Origin of the sequence: Vogesella sp. EB (assembly GCF_001037925.1) — a bacterium.
In the GTDB taxonomy this organism is placed as follows: Bacteria; Pseudomonadota; Gammaproteobacteria; order Burkholderiales; family Chromobacteriaceae; genus Vogesella; species Vogesella indigofera.
The window spans coordinates 95,371-110,213 of the sequence record NZ_LFDT01000003.1 but is presented as its reverse complement, the minus strand read 5'-3'; the positions used below and the strand labels follow the sequence as shown (position 1 = coordinate 110,213).

15 protein-coding genes are annotated in these 14,843 nt (G+C 67.7%); 6 read left to right on the top strand and 9 right to left on the bottom strand.

The features are described from left to right. Positions 1-24 precede the first annotated feature (24 nt). Complete coding sequence (locus tag ACG97_RS03340; RefSeq protein WP_047965914.1) at positions 25-402, top strand: putative zinc-binding protein; 378 nt, start codon at positions 25-27, stop codon at positions 400-402. 140 nt (positions 403-542) lie between these two features. Here the strand turns inward: ACG97_RS03340 and ACG97_RS03335 are convergent, their stop codons facing one another. The 4 genes from ACG97_RS03335 to ACG97_RS03320 form a co-directional block, all read right to left on the bottom strand. After that, positions 543-863, bottom strand: coding sequence for an AzlD domain-containing protein (locus tag ACG97_RS03335; RefSeq protein ID WP_047965913.1), 321 nt, complete (start codon positions 861-863; stop codon positions 543-545). After that, on the bottom strand, positions 860-1,582 hold the full coding sequence (locus ACG97_RS03330; RefSeq protein WP_047965912.1) for an AzlC family ABC transporter permease: 723 nt from the start codon (positions 1,580-1,582) through the stop codon (positions 860-862). Before ACG97_RS03330 ends, ACG97_RS03335 begins: the two co-directional genes overlap by 4 nt. 74 nt (positions 1,583-1,656) lie before the next feature. Continuing rightward, positions 1,657-2,481 (bottom strand): AraC family transcriptional regulator, encoded by an 825-nt coding sequence (locus tag ACG97_RS03325; RefSeq protein ID WP_047965911.1) that lies wholly within the window; start codon positions 2,479-2,481, stop codon positions 1,657-1,659. A gap of 91 nt (positions 2,482-2,572) precedes the next feature. Continuing rightward, positions 2,573-3,217, bottom strand: a complete 645-nt coding sequence (locus tag ACG97_RS03320) for a MarC family NAAT transporter (protein WP_047965910.1) — start codon at positions 3,215-3,217, stop codon at positions 2,573-2,575. A gap of 214 nt (positions 3,218-3,431) precedes the next feature. On the opposite strand from ACG97_RS03320, the gene ACG97_RS03315 reads away from it, so the two are divergent. Both ACG97_RS03315 and ACG97_RS03310 read left to right on the top strand, forming a co-directional pair. Beyond that, positions 3,432-3,893 carry a copper chaperone PCu(A)C gene (locus ACG97_RS03315; protein ID WP_047965909.1) on the top strand — a complete coding sequence of 154 codons (462 nt, stop codon included), beginning with the start codon at positions 3,432-3,434 and terminating at the stop codon, positions 3,891-3,893. A 188-nt stretch (positions 3,894-4,081) separates the two neighbouring features. Continuing rightward, a complete protein-coding gene (locus ACG97_RS03310; protein WP_047965908.1) occupies positions 4,082-5,692 on the top strand; it encodes a methyl-accepting chemotaxis protein in 1,611 nt (536 codons plus the stop codon). Positions 5,693-5,755: 63 nt separating this feature from the next. Here ACG97_RS03310 and ACG97_RS03305 read toward each other — a convergent pair whose 3' ends face one another. Continuing rightward, positions 5,756-6,916, bottom strand: a complete 1,161-nt coding sequence (locus ACG97_RS03305; RefSeq protein ID WP_047965907.1) for a glycerophosphodiester phosphodiesterase — start codon at positions 6,914-6,916, stop codon at positions 5,756-5,758. Positions 6,917-7,057: 141 nt separating this feature from the next. On the opposite strand from ACG97_RS03305, the gene ACG97_RS03300 reads away from it, so the two are divergent. The 3 genes from ACG97_RS03300 to dinB all read left to right on the top strand — a co-directional run bounded on the left by ACG97_RS03300 (position 7,058) and on the right by dinB (position 11,507). Continuing rightward, the gene (locus tag ACG97_RS03300) at positions 7,058-9,793 is read left to right on the top strand and encodes an EAL domain-containing protein (RefSeq protein ID WP_047965906.1); all 2,736 of its coding nucleotides are present in this window, start codon (positions 7,058-7,060) and stop codon (positions 9,791-9,793) included. Positions 9,794-10,118: 325 nt separating this feature from the next. Then, entirely contained in the window at positions 10,119-10,418 is a 300-nt protein-coding gene (locus ACG97_RS03290) for a SelT/SelW/SelH family protein (protein WP_047965904.1), read from the top strand. Positions 10,419-10,436: 18 nt separating this feature from the next. Then, positions 10,437-11,507, top strand: coding sequence for a DNA polymerase IV (gene dinB, locus ACG97_RS03285; RefSeq protein ID WP_047965903.1), 1,071 nt, complete (start codon positions 10,437-10,439; stop codon positions 11,505-11,507). 58 nt (positions 11,508-11,565) lie between these two features. Here the strand turns inward: dinB and ACG97_RS03280 are convergent, their stop codons facing one another. The 4 genes from ACG97_RS03280 to bioH are packed head-to-tail and all read right to left on the bottom strand — an operon-like array spanning position 11,566 to position 14,824. Further along, positions 11,566-12,213, bottom strand: a complete 648-nt coding sequence (locus ACG97_RS03280; protein WP_047965902.1) for a glutathione S-transferase family protein — start codon at positions 12,211-12,213, stop codon at positions 11,566-11,568. A gap of 39 nt (positions 12,214-12,252) precedes the next feature. Beyond that, a complete protein-coding gene (locus ACG97_RS03275) occupies positions 12,253-13,146 on the bottom strand; it encodes a patatin-like phospholipase family protein (protein ID WP_047965901.1) in 894 nt (297 codons plus the stop codon). A gap of 11 nt (positions 13,147-13,157) precedes the next feature. Further along, positions 13,158-14,063, bottom strand: a complete 906-nt coding sequence (gene bioC / locus ACG97_RS03270; protein ID WP_047965900.1) for a malonyl-ACP O-methyltransferase BioC — start codon at positions 14,061-14,063, stop codon at positions 13,158-13,160. Beyond that, positions 14,060-14,824, bottom strand: a complete 765-nt coding sequence (gene bioH / locus ACG97_RS03265; RefSeq protein WP_047965899.1) for a pimeloyl-ACP methyl ester esterase BioH — start codon at positions 14,822-14,824, stop codon at positions 14,060-14,062. Before bioH ends, bioC begins: the two co-directional genes overlap by 4 nt. Positions 14,825-14,843 lie beyond the last annotated feature (19 nt).

Sequence of the window (14,843 nt, the reverse complement as noted above, 5' to 3'; positions counted from 1 at the left end):
GGCCGGCGCGCTAGGCTGCACGCCATGAAACCCGATCCCTCGCTGCCCCTGGTCTACGCCTGCTCCGGCTGCTCCAGCGCCGCGCAACTGGCCAACCACTTTGCACTGCGCCTCACCCGCGCCGGCCACGCCGAGATGTCCTGCATCGCCGGCGTCGGCGGCCAGGTGCCCGCCCTGTTGCGTATCGCACGCAGCGGCCGCCGCATCCTGGCGCTGGACGGCTGTCCGCTGCGCTGCGTGCAGGGTTGCCTGCAGCAGGCCGGACTGCACGCCGATCTGAGTATCGAGCTGTCCGACCACGGCGTGATCAAGCGCAAGCACGCCGATTTCGACAGCGCCGACGCCGAGCGGCTGTGGCCGCAGCTGGTGGCGGCGGCGCAGGCGCTGCAGCCGCCACGCTAGGGCGGCTGCCACTCGCGGCCATCCCGCGCCGCTACCGGTCAAGTCGCGGCGCAGCCCGAAACAGAATCACATCGGATAGAAGATAAAAAGGCGCTCGTTCGCAGCGGCCGCCATCAGCGCCGCCGCGCAGGCGGCTTACCTCACAGCAGCCAGCGCCACAGGCCGTACACCACGAAACCGCTGACGATGGCCGCCAGCGTATGACGGCTGAAGAACGCCACCGCCGCCGCGGCGAGGGTGCCGGGCAGGTAGGCATTGCCCGGCGACAGGTCGATGGCCCCCTGCGGCGCCAGCGCCATCGGCACGATCAGCGCGGTCAGCACCGCCGCCGGCACGTAGTGCAAGGCACGCGACAGCCAGGCCGGAAAGCTCAGCTTGTGGCCGAACACCAGAAAACTCAGCCGGATGCCGTAGGTGACCACGATCATGCCGGCAATGGTCAGTAGCAGTTGCAGGCTCATGTCGTCTCCTTCATCTCTGGTTTGCCGGTCGCCGCCAGCCGCTCGGCCAGCACGCCGCCGGCCACCCCGGCCAGCGCCGCCAGCATCAATCCCAGCTTGAACGGCAGCTCGCGCGCCAGCAGCGCCACCACCCCGGCCAGCAGCGCCGCCACCAGCACCGGCCGCTTTTTCAGCTGCGGCGCGACGATGGCGGCAAAGGTGGCCACCATCGCGAAATCCAGCCCCAGATCGGCGAGACCAGGCACGCTCTGTCCCAGCAACACGCCGATGATGGTCCACAACTGCCAGTTGCCGTACATCGCCAGCGACGAGCCCAGCCAGTACCAGGCGCCGTCGAACTCGTTGTCCTGCTGCCGCAGCTGGTGCTCGACCACGGCGAAGGTCTCGTCGGTGAGCCAGAACGCCAGCGACCAGCGCCAGCGCGCCGGCAGGTGGCGGGCGTAGGGCAGCAAGGTGGCGCTGTACAGCGCGTGGCGCAGGTTGACGACAAAGGTGGTCAGCCAGATCACCGGCAGCGCCGCGCCGCTGCCGATCAGGCTGACGGCGACAAACTGCGACGAACCGGCGAACACCAGCGCCGACAGCGCCAGCGTCGCCCACGCCGGAATGCCGGTGGCGATCGCCAGCGTGCCGAAGATGACGCCGAACGGCGCGGCGCCGACCAGCATCGGCAGCGAATCGCGGGCACCGGCCCAAAGCGGGGTAAGTCGTGGTGACATGCTTGCTCCACAGTAAAAGGTTGGCCGCAGCATAGATTGCCACCGGCGCCGGGTCTTGAACGATCTTGCGCCGGCTAGCTGCGCACCGCGCGCTGGTACGCCGCCGGCGTCACCCCCAGCGCGGCACGGAAGGCGCGCGTCAGGTGCGGCTGGTCGGCAAAGCCCAGCTGCGCCGCCACCTGGCCGGGCGCCACGCCCTGCGCCAGCAGCTGGCGCGCACGCGCCACGCGCAGCTGGTTGCGCCACGCCACCGGCGGCAGGCCGAATTCGGCGCGGAAGCTGCGGTTGAGGTGCCACGGCGACAGCCCGGCGCTGTCGGCCAGCTGCTGCAGCGACAGGTTGTCGGCGAGGCGGTCGGCCAGCAGGGCGCGTACCTGCTGCAGCCGCGGCTGGTCACGCGCCAGCACCTGCTCGCGCACGCCCATGTGCCGCTGCAACACGTCGGCAAACACCGCGTACAGCGCGCTCTCGCGCTGCAGCCGGTCGTGGCTCTGCGCCAGCAGCGGCTGCAGCAGCGCCAGCCGCCGCGCCAGATCGACATCGTAGATCACCGTCTGGCGGAAGAACGGCTCCACCGGGCGCCCGGCCAGCTGGCTGGCGAGGCCGCGGATCAGCGTCGCCGACGGGTAGAAACCGCGATAGCCCCAGCCGGCGGCATCGGCCGATTCGCCGGTGTGCACCTCGCCCGGATTGATCAGCACCAGCGCCCCGACGCCGGCGACGTGCGAACTGCCGTGGTAGCGGTAGGACTGCGCGCCCAGCGTCAGAGCGTTGACCACGTACTCCTCGTGGAAGTGCGGGGTGAACACCTGCCGGGTGTAGAACGCGTCCAGACACTCCAGCGGCGCGATATCGTCGGCGCGGAAGTAGCGGGCGTATTCGGCTGGAACGGCGGACATGGTGGCGGCTCGGCAGGGGATGGCAGCATTCTGGCACAGCCGCCGCGGCGGGGGCTTGAACGATCTTGCGGCCAACCCTGCCGCCGGCCGTTTACGAACCGGCCATGAAGGTGCGGATGCCGGAGCCGATGAACTGCACCCCGACGCAGATCAGCAAAAAGCCCATCAGCCGGCCCAGCACCTCGGTACCGGCGCGCCCCATGCGCGCCGCGATCAGCGTCGACGAGCGCAGCACCAGCCAGGTCACCAGCGCGGTGCTGACGATGGCGAGCATGGTCATGCCGAAGGCGAGCAGTTTCTCGGTGCGGCTGTGCAGTTCGGCAATCTCGGTGGCGATGCCGATCACCACCGCGATGGTGCCGGGGCCGCTGATACCCGGCATCGCCAGCGGGAAGAAGGAATAGTCCTCGCGACGGTTGGTCTTCGGCGCCATGCCCGGATCCTGCGACAGGAACAGCATGCGGTAGCCCAGCACCGCCACCACGAAGCCGCCGGCGATACGCAGCGCGCCGAAGGAAATGCCGAACGCGGCCAGGATCAGGTTGCCGGCCAGCAGGCACACCAGCATGATCGCGGCGGCGTAGACGCAGGCCATGCGCGCCTGCTGCGCGCGGCGCAGCTCGCTCATGCCCTGCGTCAGCGACACGAACAGCGGGATCTTGGACAGCGGATTGGTGATCACCAGCAGGCTCACCAGCCCGCCAAACAGGAACTGCAGATACAGGGTCTTGAACATCGTTCTTCTTGATCTGGAAGTAAGGATCCGGAAATAAGGCCAGCTGCCACCAGCAGCGGCAGCAGCGCGGGCAGGCATTGTAGCCAGCCGTCGTCGTGGGCGAAACCGGCGGCACGGTAATCGTGACCATGGGGCCAGCTGCGACATTATGCCGCAGCTGGCGGCGGAGGCTGCGTGCTATGCTCTTCGCCACTGCAACCTGCCCCCGCACACCATGAAAAAACTCGCCCTTGCCGCGCTCGCCGGCCTGCTGTCGCTGCCCGCCCTTGCCCATGACTACAGCGCCGGCGCGCTGAAGATCGACCACCCGTGGAGCCGCGCAATGCCGGCCAGCAGCCCGACCGCGGCGGTGTTCATGACCATCAGCAACAGCGGCGGCACCGACCGGCTGCTGGCCGCCAGCACGCCACAGGCGGCGCGCGCCGAGCTGCACCAGCACCTCAACGACAACGGCGTGATGCGCATGCGCGAAGTCAGCGGCGGCATCGTGCTGCCGGCCGCCGGCCAGGTAAAGCTGGCTCCCGGCGGCCTGCACCTGATGCTGCTGCAGGTTCCGAAACAGGCGGTCAGCGGCGAGCGCTTCCCGCTGCAGCTGCAATTTGAAAAAGCCGGCAAGGTCACCGTTGAGGTCACCGTGGAAAGCGGCATGGCGCCCGTCCACCCCGCCGGCCACTAAACCCGCCCATCCCCGCCCGGCACCACGCCGGGCGGCGCCTGCCATCGCGCTGTTGCGGCCAACGTTGGCCGCAAACCACGCCCCACCCGTAACTATTCACCAATCGCCGCTTCGCCAACAACATAATCGTTTTTCATATTATTTCTCCGCTACACTCGAGCAACGACTCTAGCCTGCGGAACAACACCATGAAAATATCGCAACGATTGGGCCTGTTGATTGCACTGGCCATCAGCGGCCTGCTGATCCTCGCCGTCACCAGCTTCCTGCAGCTCAACCGCGTCTACAACGAGCTGGAACACATCAGCGACAACGTGATGCCGAGCATGCAGACCCTGGCCGCCTTCGACAGCGCGATGCTGGAGCAGCGCAACTCGCTGCTGGCGCACATTCTCAGCAGCGACGACAGCAAGATGGGCGAGATCGCGCAGTCCTTCGCCGAGCACAGCCAGCATGCGGCCGCCGCGCTGGACCAGTACGCACCGATGATCGTCAACGAGCAGGACCGCGACTACCACAGCAAGCTGAAGGAGGGTCTCGCCGAGCTGAACCGCGTCTACGCGCCGATCCTGGACGCCTCGCGCAGCAACCGCAAGGAAGAGGCCCAGGTGATGGCCAACAGTGCGCGGGTGATCTTCCAGCGCATCAACGGCATCTCCAAGCAGCACACCCAGTTCAACCAGCAGCTGGCCGACAGCGCCAAGCTGCACGCCATCGACGTCAACCTGCAGGCGAAACTGATTGCCGCCACGGTGGCCGCGGGCGCCATCCTGCTGCTCTGTTTCAGCGGCTGGCGCACCTACCGCCAGGTGGTGGGCAGCGTCAGCCGTGCGCAGCAGAGCATCCGCCAGCTGGCCGAGACGCTGGACTTCACCACCCGCTGCGAGGTGCAGGGCAAGGATGAGATCGCCCTGATGCTGGGCGCCTTCAACCAGCTGATCGCCAAGATGCAGGACAGCCTGCGCACCATGATCACCGCCGCGCGCGACGTGTCGCAGTCGGCCACCGAGCTGGCCGGCTCCGCCAGGCAGGTCGCCGCCGGCTCCTCCGCGCAGAGCGAATCCGCCGCCACCATGGCGGCGGCGCTGGAACAGATCACCGTCAGCATCAACCATGTCGCCGACCGTGCCCTCGAGGCCAACCACCTGGCGCAGGACACCGGCGCGCGCGCGCAGCAGGGCGAGCAGGTGATCGGCGACACCACGCAGTCGATCGAGAGCATCGCCGGCGCCGTCGGCAGCGCCTCCAGCGAGATGGCACAGCTGGTGGACCGCACCCGCGACATCGCCACCGTGGTCAGCGTGATCAAGGATGTCGCCGAGCAGACCAACCTGCTGGCGCTGAACGCGGCGATCGAGGCCGCCCGTGCCGGTGAGACCGGGCGCGGCTTTGCCGTGGTCGCCGACGAGGTACGCAAGCTGGCCGAGCGCACCGCGCTGTCGACACAGGAGATCGCGCAGATCATCAACGCGATCCAGAGCGTGTCCGGCTCCGCCGCCGAACGGATGCAGGGCGCGGTCCACAACGTGGAAAACGGTGTCGGCGAGGCGGCCAAGGCGCGCAGCACCATGCAGTCGATTTCCGATGTCGCCGGCCAGAGCCGGCATCTGGTCGGCGAGATCAGCAGCGCCATCCGCGAGCAGGGCAGCGCCGCCAACAGCATCGCGCAGCAGGTGGAAACCGTGGCGCAGATGGCGGAGGAGAATTCCGCCGCCGCCGGCCACGTCACCGAGCTGGCCAACCGCCTGCAGGGCCTGTCGCAGGGCATGGAACAGGAAGTGTCGGTATACCGCGTCTGAGGCGCTCGCACCCACGCAAAAGGGCCGCCCGGTGGGCGGCCCTTGTCATTGCCGGCAGCGGGCTTACTGGCCTTGCTGCATCAGGCGGCGGGTGGCCAGTGCGGTGTCGGTGTAGTCGGTGAACACACCGTCGACACCGGCGGCGAAGAACAGGCGGTACTCTTCCGCCGGCCGCTCCATGAAGTTGGCCGCCAGGTGCTTGGCCTCGTTGCGGAAGGTGTAGGGGTGCACCACCAGCCCCAGCTTGTGTGCGTCGCGGATCACGCTGTTCGGCTCCAGCAGCGTCATGTCGCGCTGGTCGACCACCTTGTCGCCGTTGACGTCCATCGCCTTGCCGGCCTTGTCGGTCATCGCCTGCCAGCTGATCAGGTACGGTTTCCACGGGCCGATGCCGTCGGCGAAGCGGCGGATCTCCTTCAGCCCGGCCGGGGTCAGCATGTCGGCGTAGGTGCGCGCGTCGCCGGCCACCACGTGGTCATAAGGGCGCAGGGTATCGATGCTACCGTCGGGGCGCACGTCGTTGGCATCGAGCAGGTACACCAGCTTGTTCGGGGTCAGCTTGCGCAGCGTCTTGAGGTTGGCCGCCTCGAACGACTGGATGAACACCGGCGCCGCCTTGCGGTTCAGCCGGTACTTGGTAAGCAGCGCCACCAGCGGTTTTTCCAGCGCCAGGCCCTGCTGCTGGTGCCAGGTCGGGTGCTTGGTTTCCGGATAGATACCGATGTCGCGCCCCAGCGCCTGCGATTGCTGCGCGCGCAGCGCCAGCACCTCGTCGAAAGTCGGGATCAGGAACTGGCCGTCGTAGGCCTTGCTGCGATCGCCACGCGGCTGCAGCGCGCGCAGGGTCTTGATCTCGGCGAGGGTGAAGTCGCTGGCAAACCAGCCCTCTTCCTCGACGCCGTCCACCTTCAGCGTGCGCTTGCGGGCGGCAAATTCCGGGTGCCGGGCGACGTCGGTGGTGTCCTTCAGGTTCGGCTCGTGGCGCGCGATCAGCACGCCGTCCTTGGTGCTGACCAGATCCGGCTCGATATAATCCGCGCCCAGCTCGATCGCCTTCGCGTATCCTTCCAGGGTATGGTCCGGCAGGTAGCCGGACGCGCCGCGGTGCGCCACCACCAGCGGCGGCTTGCCGTCCAGCGTCGGAAACGGGGATGGGCCGGCGGCCAGCACTGGCCCCGACAGCAGGATGGCCAGCAACGGCAGGCGCAAAGGCATGGTTTTCATTGGGTACACTCCCTGAACAGCGTCAATGTGAAATCGCTGCCGCAGCGTGACAGAACAACATGACATTTTATTGACCGCAACATGTAACGGCGATGACAGCGCCCCGCCCTGTCCGCGCCGCACCCCGAATACTGCCGAGACATGCGTCCATTTTCGATGACATTCCGCCTGCGCCCGGGCCTGCTGCTGGCGGTGATCCTGCTGGTCGGCCTGGCCGGGCTGTGGCAGCTGGCCAACAACGCCGCCGACAAGGTCGACGAGGAAGTTGCCGCCCTCACCCGCAAGACCCTGCAACAGGAGCTGCTGCGCCAGCGCAAGACGCTGGGCCAGTCGCTCAACGACTACGCGGTGTGGGACGAGATGTACCGCCAGAGTCAGGCACCACAAATGGACAAGGCCTGGCTTGCGGCCAACCTGACCGGCTCGGTGTACCAGAATCTGGATGTCGACATCGCACTGCTGCTCGATCCCGCCGCCGGCGTGCTGTACGCGCTGGACCGCGGCGTGGTCAGCCCGCAGCCGCAACGACTGCTGCAGCTGGAGCCGCGGCAGTGGCAGAACCTGCTGCGCCAGGCCGACCGCTACGACCCGCAGCAAGCCAGTGCCGGCCCCAGCCTGCTGCTGCGCCAGCAGCACGGCAACAGCCTGACCGGCCAGCCGCAGACCGCCATCTATCTGGTGGCGATCCAGCGTATCGCGCTGGAATCCGGCGCCTCGCCCGATGGCCGCGCGCGCTATCTGCTGTTCGCGCGCGCGCTGGACCAGCGCCTGCTGCAGGAGATGGCGGCCAGCAACTCGCTGCGCCGGCTGTCGCTGAACTTCTCCGCCACGCCGCAGCACAGCGCGGCGCTGGCGCTGGAAAACAGCCAGGGCCAGATCCTGGGACTGCTGGAATGGGACAACGAGCGCCCCGGCGACGCGGTACTGCAGCGGCTGCTGCCGCAGAGCCTGCTGCTGCTGGCCTTCATGCTGCTGCTGTCCGGGCTGATCGTGCGCGCTGGCTACCTGCAGCAACAGGCCAATGTGCGCCGCTCGCAGCGGCTGGAACAGCAGGGCCGCGCGCTGCAGCAGCTGGTGGCGGCGCGCCATAGCGAAACGCAGGTGCTGCAGGAGTACATCGACGAGATCCTGCCGCTGCTGGCGCAGACCCTCGGCGTCAGCCGCGTCAGCGTGTGGCAGTTCAGCGCCGACCAGCAGAGCCTGCACTGCCTCGCCGGTGTCGATACCGGCGACAGCCTGCGCTTCAGCGGCGACGTGCTGCTGCTGGAGCAGCACCCCGACTACTTCGACGCGCTGCGCGAACAGCGCTACCTCAGCAGCGTGCAGCCGCTGCAGGACGAACGGCTGCTGTCGCTGCGCGCCCATCTGGCGGAGCGCGACATCAAGGCGATGCTCGACGCCAGCATCATGGTCGGCGGCCTGCAGCACGGCATCATCTGCGCCGAAAGTCGCACCCTGCGCCGCGCCTGGCGCCAGGAAGACGTCAACTTCATCTGCTCCGCCGCCGACATCATCGCGCTGGTGATGGAGTCCTCCGCCCGGCTGCAGGCCGAGGGCGAACTGTACCGCCAGTTCTACTACGACCGCTTCACCGGCCTGCCCAACCGCTCGCGACTGCAGATGCAGCTGGGCGAACTGATCCAGCAGCGCGAAAACAGCCAGGCGCGCGACAAGCGCCCGATCGGCTGCATGATGCTGTCGCTGGAAGGCCTCGCCAACATCAACGAGCTGTACGGCCGCGACAGCGGCGACCAGCTGATACGCCTGCTCGGCGAACGGCTGGAAAAGCTGGCGCGCAACGGCGAGATGGTGGCGCGCCACGCCGACAACCGCTTTGCCATGCTGCTGCTGGACGAGGACGAGCTGAGCATCAGCCAGCGTACCGACGCCCTGTGCGACCAGCTGCGGCAGCCGCTGTTCCTGCAGGAGCAGCAGCTGTTCCTGCGCCTGAGCACCGGCCTCAGCATCTACCCGCACGACACCATCCACGCCGACGGCCTGCTGGAACACGCCGAGCTGGCGCTGCAGATCTCGCGCAACGACCCGGCCGGCAACTGGGTGCGCTTCCGCCCGGAGATGAACGACAACTGGCGCCGCCGCCACCACATCCAGAACGACCTGCGCCAGGCGGTGGCGCGCGGCGAGCTGAGCCTGCACTACCAGCCCTACGTGTCGCTGAAGAACGGCCGTGTCGCCGGCGCCGAGGCGCTGGTGCGCTGGGAACACCCCAACCTTGGCCGCATCCCGCCGACCGACTTCATCCCGCTGGCGGAGGAAACCGGGCTGATCAAGGACATCGGCGAGTGGGTGCTGGGCGAAGCCATCCGCCAGGCGGTGCAGTGGCGCGCGCGCTATCTCAGCCAGTTCGTGATTTCGGTCAACGTGTCGCTGGTGCAGCTGGAGGACGCGCGCTTTGCCGAGGTGGTCGCCAGCCAGCTGGCCACCCACCACCTGCCCGGCGACGCGCTGGAGCTGGAAGTAACCGAGGGGCTGGCGCTGCGCAACACGCCGACCATCGACAGCAACCTGCACAAGCTGCGCGCTCAGGGAATCGGCATCGCCATCGACGACTTCGGCACCGGCTACGCCTCGTTCAGCTACCTGCGCCGCTTCCCCACCGAGAAGCTGAAGATCGACAAGCAGTTCCTCGACCAGGTGCCGGACAGCGTCGGCGGCAGCAACCTGGTGCGCATGATCGTGGCGATGGGGCACACCCTCGGTGCCTCGGTCACCGGCGAGGGCATCGAGAACATCCGCCAGGCGCGCTTTCTGGCCGAGCATGGCGGCGATTACGCGCAGGGCTACCTGATCAGCCGGCCGCTGCCAGCCGGCGACATGGAGCGCTTCCTGATCGACAATCCGACGCTGGCACTGTAGCCGCAGGCGGCACTATCGATAAATGTAAGCAAACGTTGCAAAGATGTAACATGGTGCAAAGCAACATTGTCGGACAATCGCGCAGCGTGCTTCCCCAATGCACCGGCTTGATGCACACTGGCCCTGCGTTTGCACCGCTGCCTCCACGCACAGCGCCAGGTTTACACAGATAGCCGGGTGATGGAGGAGAAAATACAGCTCTTCAAAGAGCCACGACACAACAACACAGAGATATTGCGAAGCAAGGTAGCGGTGCAGCGTCCCTTCGGGTTTCCCCCTCTCGTATTCGGCATTACCATGGCCTTTTTGCTTGCGGCCAACCTTCATGAGCTCTGACACTTCCCCGCTGTTGCCCGTTGTCGCCATCCGCTATTGCACCGGCTGTCGCTGGCTATTGCGTGCCGCCTGGATGGCACAGGAACTGCTGACCACCTTTGAAAAGGAACTCGGCGAAGTCGCGCTGCAACCCGGCAGTGGCGGCGTGTTCCAGGTACGCGTCGACGGCGAACTGCTGTGGGACCGCGCACGCGACGGCGGCTTTCCCGACATCAAGCAGCTGAAACAGCTGCTGCGCGACCGCATCGCGCCGGACAAGGATCTCGGCCACAGCGAGCGCGGCGGCTGACACCGGGTTGGCGGCAAGGTGAGCATCCAGCGCAAGATCATCCACATCGATTGCGACTGCTTTTTCGCCGCGGTGGAGATGCGCGACAACCCGGCGTGGCGCGACATCCCGCTCGCCGTCGGCGGCCAGCCGGGGCAGCGCGGCGTGATCGCCACCTGCAACTACGAGGCGCGCCGCTACGGCGTGCACTCGGCGATGCCGTCGTCGCTGGCGCTGCGCCGCTGCCCGGCGCTCTTGATCGTGCCGCCGGACTTTGCCCGCTACAAGCAGGCCAGCCTCGCGGTGCAGGCGATCTACCACCGCTACAGCGAGCTGATCGAGCCGCTGTCGCTGGACGAAGCCTACCTCGATGTCAGCGGCCAGCCGCACTGCCACGGCAGCGCCAGCCTGATGGCGGCAGAGATCCGCGCCGCCATCCGCGACGAGGTCGGCATCACCGCCTCCGCCGGCATCGCCCCCAACAAGTTTCTCGCCAAGATCGCCAGCGACTGGAACAAGCCGGACGGGCAATGGCTCATCCGGCCGCAGGATGTCGCCGCCTTCGTCGAGACCCTGCCGGTGGAAAAGATCTGGGGCGTCGGCGCCGTCACCGCCGCCAAACTGAAGGCTCAGGGGCTGCACAGCTGCGGCGACCTGCAGCGGCTGCCGCTGCTGGAAATGCTGCAGCGCTTCGGCAAGTTCGGCAAAACCCTGTATGACCTGTCGCGCGGCATCGACCACCGCGCGGTGGAGCCGGCGCGCGAGCGTAAATCGGTGAGCGTGGAGGAAACCTACAGTCGCGACCTGCCCGATCTCGCCAGCTGCGAGGCCGAGCTGGCGCCGCTGCTGACGCGGCTGGCACAGCGGCTGCAGCGCATCGGCACGCCGGCGTTTCGCGGCCTCAGCGTCAAGATCAAGTTTGCCGACTTCAGCCAGACCACGGTCGAGCTGGCCGGGCAAACGTTGGCCGCAGACGTATTCCAGCAGCTGCTGCACACCGGCTTCGCCCGCGGCAACAAGCCGGTGCGCCTGCTCGGCGTCGGCGTGCGCCTGCGCGAGGACAGCCCGGCGGCGCAGCAGTTGCCGCTGTTCGAGGAAGGACTGCCGTAGACGGCAAAACAGCCATCCGCCGCGAGGCTGGATGGCTGTCGTGGGACACCGCGGTCGCTCAGTGCGGCAGGAACTTGCGCAGCGCCTGCTCGCGGTCGTGCCACATGCGTGCCACGCTGGCGCGCTGTGCCAGCCGCTCGTGGTACTGCGGTGGCAACGGCAGGCTGGCCAGCGGGTCGTGACCCAGCAACGTGCTGCCGAGATAGCCCAGATGCGGCAGCGCCACCGCCAGCGCGATGTCGGCGACGGTGAAATCGTCACCGCACAACCAGTTGCCCTCCGGCACCATGCGCCGCGCCAGCGCGGCGGCACCTCGTTCGAGGTTGGCCGCCACCTCGGCCTTGTCCTGCTCCGACAGCGGCGCGCCGAACAGCGCGTGGCGCACCAGCGGTGCGCTGGCGGCGATCAGGTAGTGCTCGATCAGCAGCGCCAGTTCACGGGCGCGGGCGCGGCCGTTGGTCGAAGGTGGCAGCAGCGACAGCGTCGGGTAGGCATCCTCCAGCCACTCCACGATGGCGCCGGATTCGGCCAGCTTGAAGCCGTTGATGTCGACGTAGGGAATCTTGCCTATCGGGCTGGCCGCCAGCACCGCCTCGTCCTGCGACGGGCGCTGCAGCCGTTCCTCGAAGTTGACGCCCTTTTCGAGCAGGGCCACCTTGGCCTTGTTGTACCAGGGCGACAGCGCGGAACCGTACAGGATGATCATGCGGAAACTCCAATAATTGCTGGTGGGGGCATTATGGCATCACTTGGCCGCGCTGCGCGCCGTCGCCCAGCGCTCGATGGCCTGGCGGATCACCGGCAGCCCTTCGCGCGCCACCTTCTCGCCTTCCAGCATCGCCGCGCCGCGCTCGTCAAAATCGGCGGAGCCGATGTGCAATACCCGCGGCCGCAGCGTGACGTTGGCCTGCTTCAGCTCCTGCGTCAGCGCCGCCTGGCTCATGATGTTGAGGCTCTGGTCGAGCAGGCTGAGGAAGCCGAGCGCGCTCTTGCCGGTGGGCTTGGCCGAGATGTCGACCGCGATCACGATGTCGGCGCCCATCTCGCGGGCGGCGATCACCGGCACCGGGCTGGTCAGCCCGCCGTCGACGTATCGGCGGCCATTGATGGTCACCGGCTGGAACACGTTGGGAATCGCCGCCGAGGCGCGCACCGCGGTGCCGGTGTCGCCGCTCTTCAGCACCACCCGCGCGCCGCTGTCCAGATCGGTGACCACCGCGCCGAAGCGGCGCGACAGCTGCTCGATCTTCTTGCCGTCCACCTGCTGGTTGACCATCGCCGCCAGCTTCTCGCCCTTCAGGAAGCCGGAGGTGGAGAAGGTGAAGTCGCGCAGGTCGCTCTCGTTGATGCGCAGCGCGCGGTAGCGCAGCGCCTCGCCGTCGACGCCGGAGGCATAGATGGCGCCGACGATGCTGCCGGCACTGGTGCCGGTGATGATGTCGGGCACGATGCCGTTCTGCTCCAGCACGCGGATCACGCCGACATGGGCGAAGCCCTTGGCCGCGCCACCGCCCAGCGCCAGCGCGACTTTCGGTTTCAGCACCGGTTTCGGGACCACTACCACCGGTGGGGTCGGCGTGGTGCACGCCGCCAATAAAAAAATTGCAGCACTGGCTGCAATTCTGGACACAGACCACATGGGCAAGGCTCTCACTGCTTGGGTGGGGAACGACTGAATTCGATCACCTGGCTGCCGTCAGCCAGAATGGTCGGCTTTTTCTTCGGCTGCGCCTTCCAGGCGTGGCCGTACAGCACTTCGTAGGTTGCCGGCAGCTGGCCGTCGCGGCGCCGTGTTTCGTAGGCGTCGCAGATCCGCTGCCAGGTGTGCTTGCCCATCAGACCACGATTGCGGCCGGCAGTTGCATTGTGGGCACCGATCGCCTTCAGGTCGTGCATCACCTCGCGCACGCTGTCGTAGGTCATCACGATCTTTTCCATGTCCATCACCGGTTCGGAGAAGCCGCAGTGCATCAGCGCATCGCCCAGATCGTGCATGTCGATGAACTGGTTGACGTGGGTGGCGCCGTCCACCGCGCCGAAGGCGGCGCGCAGCTCGGTCAGCGTGTCCGGCCCCAGCGTCGAGAACATCACCATGCCCTCCGGCTTCAGCACGCGCTGGAATTCGGCAAACACGCTGTCCGGCACGTTGACCCACTGGATCGCCAGATTGGACCAGATCATGTCGACGCTGTTGTCGGCCAGCGGCAGGCGCTCGACGTCGGCACACAGCTGCCACGGCGCCGGGCGGCGGAACAGACGGCCGAGCATGCCCTGGCTGTCACGCTGCTTCTCGCGCGACGCACACAGCATGCCGTGCGCCAGGTCCAGCTCCAGCACCCGCGCCTGTGGATAGCGCTGGCGCAGCATCGCCGCGCCGTAGCCGGTGCCGCTGCCGGCGTCGAGGATCACCGCCGGTTGCAGCTTGATGTAGTCGAGACGCTCGGCCATGCGGTCGGACACCTCGCGCTGCAGTACCGCGGCGGAGTCGTAACTGGTGGCCGCCCGCTCGAACGAGGCGCGAACGCGGTCTTTGTCGGTGTAAAACGCTTCGCTCATGCGTGCTGTTCCAGGTGTAGTCGCAGGGCTTCGACAAAGTCCGTTTCATGCGACAGAAACGGTGCGTGCGAAGCCTGGGGAAAGTCGTAAAAAGTGGCGTCGGCCAGCTGCTGGGCCAGCCAGCGCCCGGCCCCGATCGGGGTGATCGCGTCGCGCGCGCCGTAGAACAGGCCGACCGGACAGGCGATGGCCGGTGCCAGCGCGCGCGCGTCGGCGTGCAGCAGGCAGTGCAGCGCCGGCAGCAGGCCCTGCGGCCGGCCGTGGGCAAACAGCTGCGCCTTCAGCGCCTTCAGCGTGTCGCGTGCCGCCGGCGCGCCCATCATCTGCAGCGCGAGAAAGCGCTCCAGCGTCAGCTCGAACGCGGTGTCGAGATTGGCGCCGACGCCCTCGATCGCTTCGCGCGCCTGCGCGTGCGGCCAAGCTTCGTCGCGCACGAAGCGCGGGCTGGTGGCGACCAGCGCCAGGCTGCGCACCTGCTGCGGATGCTGCGCCGCCCAGTGCTGCGCGATCAGGCCGCCGAGCGACCAGCCGAGCAGGTGCACCGGCAGCGGGAAGTGGCCGGCGAGCGCATCGGCAATCGCCGCCGCGTCAAAGTGCGCGGCCGCGGCGCTGGCGCCGTGGCCGGGCAGATCCACCAGGTGCAGGCAGAAGTCGGCTTCAAGGTTGGCCGCAACGCGCTCGAACACGCCGCCGTGCAGCCCCCAGCCGTGCAGCAGCACCAGATCCGGGCCACGGCCGCGGGATTCTATAAACAGGGTCATCGACTAGTGGAAATGGGGC

Excerpts from the sequence above, each read along its gene's own strand:
- ACG97_RS03315 (WP_047965909.1), top strand. The coding sequence starts at position 3,432 with ATGAAAAAACTCGCCCTTGCCGCGCTCGCCGGCCTGCTGTCGCTGCCC.
- ACG97_RS03280 (WP_047965902.1), bottom strand. The coding sequence starts at position 12,213 with ATGATCATCCTGTACGGTTCCGCGCTGTCGCCCTGGTACAACAAGGCC.
- ACG97_RS03335 (WP_047965913.1), bottom strand. The coding sequence starts at position 863 with ATGAGCCTGCAACTGCTACTGACCATTGCCGGCATGATCGTGGTCACC.
- ACG97_RS03320 (WP_047965910.1), bottom strand. The coding sequence starts at position 3,217 with ATGTTCAAGACCCTGTATCTGCAGTTCCTGTTTGGCGGGCTGGTGAGC.
- ACG97_RS03340 (WP_047965914.1), top strand. The coding sequence starts at position 25 with ATGAAACCCGATCCCTCGCTGCCCCTGGTCTACGCCTGCTCCGGCTGC.
- ACG97_RS03325 (WP_047965911.1), bottom strand. The coding sequence starts at position 2,481 with ATGTCCGCCGTTCCAGCCGAATACGCCCGCTACTTCCGCGCCGACGAT.
- ACG97_RS03275 (WP_047965901.1), bottom strand. The coding sequence starts at position 13,146 with ATGTGGTCTGTGTCCAGAATTGCAGCCAGTGCTGCAATTTTTTTATTG.
- ACG97_RS03290 (WP_047965904.1), top strand. The coding sequence starts at position 10,119 with ATGAGCTCTGACACTTCCCCGCTGTTGCCCGTTGTCGCCATCCGCTAT.
- bioH (WP_047965899.1), bottom strand. The coding sequence starts at position 14,824 with ATGACCCTGTTTATAGAATCCCGCGGCCGTGGCCCGGATCTGGTGCTG.
- ACG97_RS03300 (WP_047965906.1), top strand. The coding sequence starts at position 7,058 with ATGCGTCCATTTTCGATGACATTCCGCCTGCGCCCGGGCCTGCTGCTG.
- ACG97_RS03305 (WP_047965907.1), bottom strand. The coding sequence starts at position 6,916 with ATGAAAACCATGCCTTTGCGCCTGCCGTTGCTGGCCATCCTGCTGTCG.
- ACG97_RS03310 (WP_047965908.1), top strand. The coding sequence starts at position 4,082 with ATGAAAATATCGCAACGATTGGGCCTGTTGATTGCACTGGCCATCAGC.
- bioC (WP_047965900.1), bottom strand. The coding sequence starts at position 14,063 with ATGAGCGAAGCGTTTTACACCGACAAAGACCGCGTTCGCGCCTCGTTC.
- ACG97_RS03330 (WP_047965912.1), bottom strand. The coding sequence starts at position 1,582 with ATGTCACCACGACTTACCCCGCTTTGGGCCGGTGCCCGCGATTCGCTG.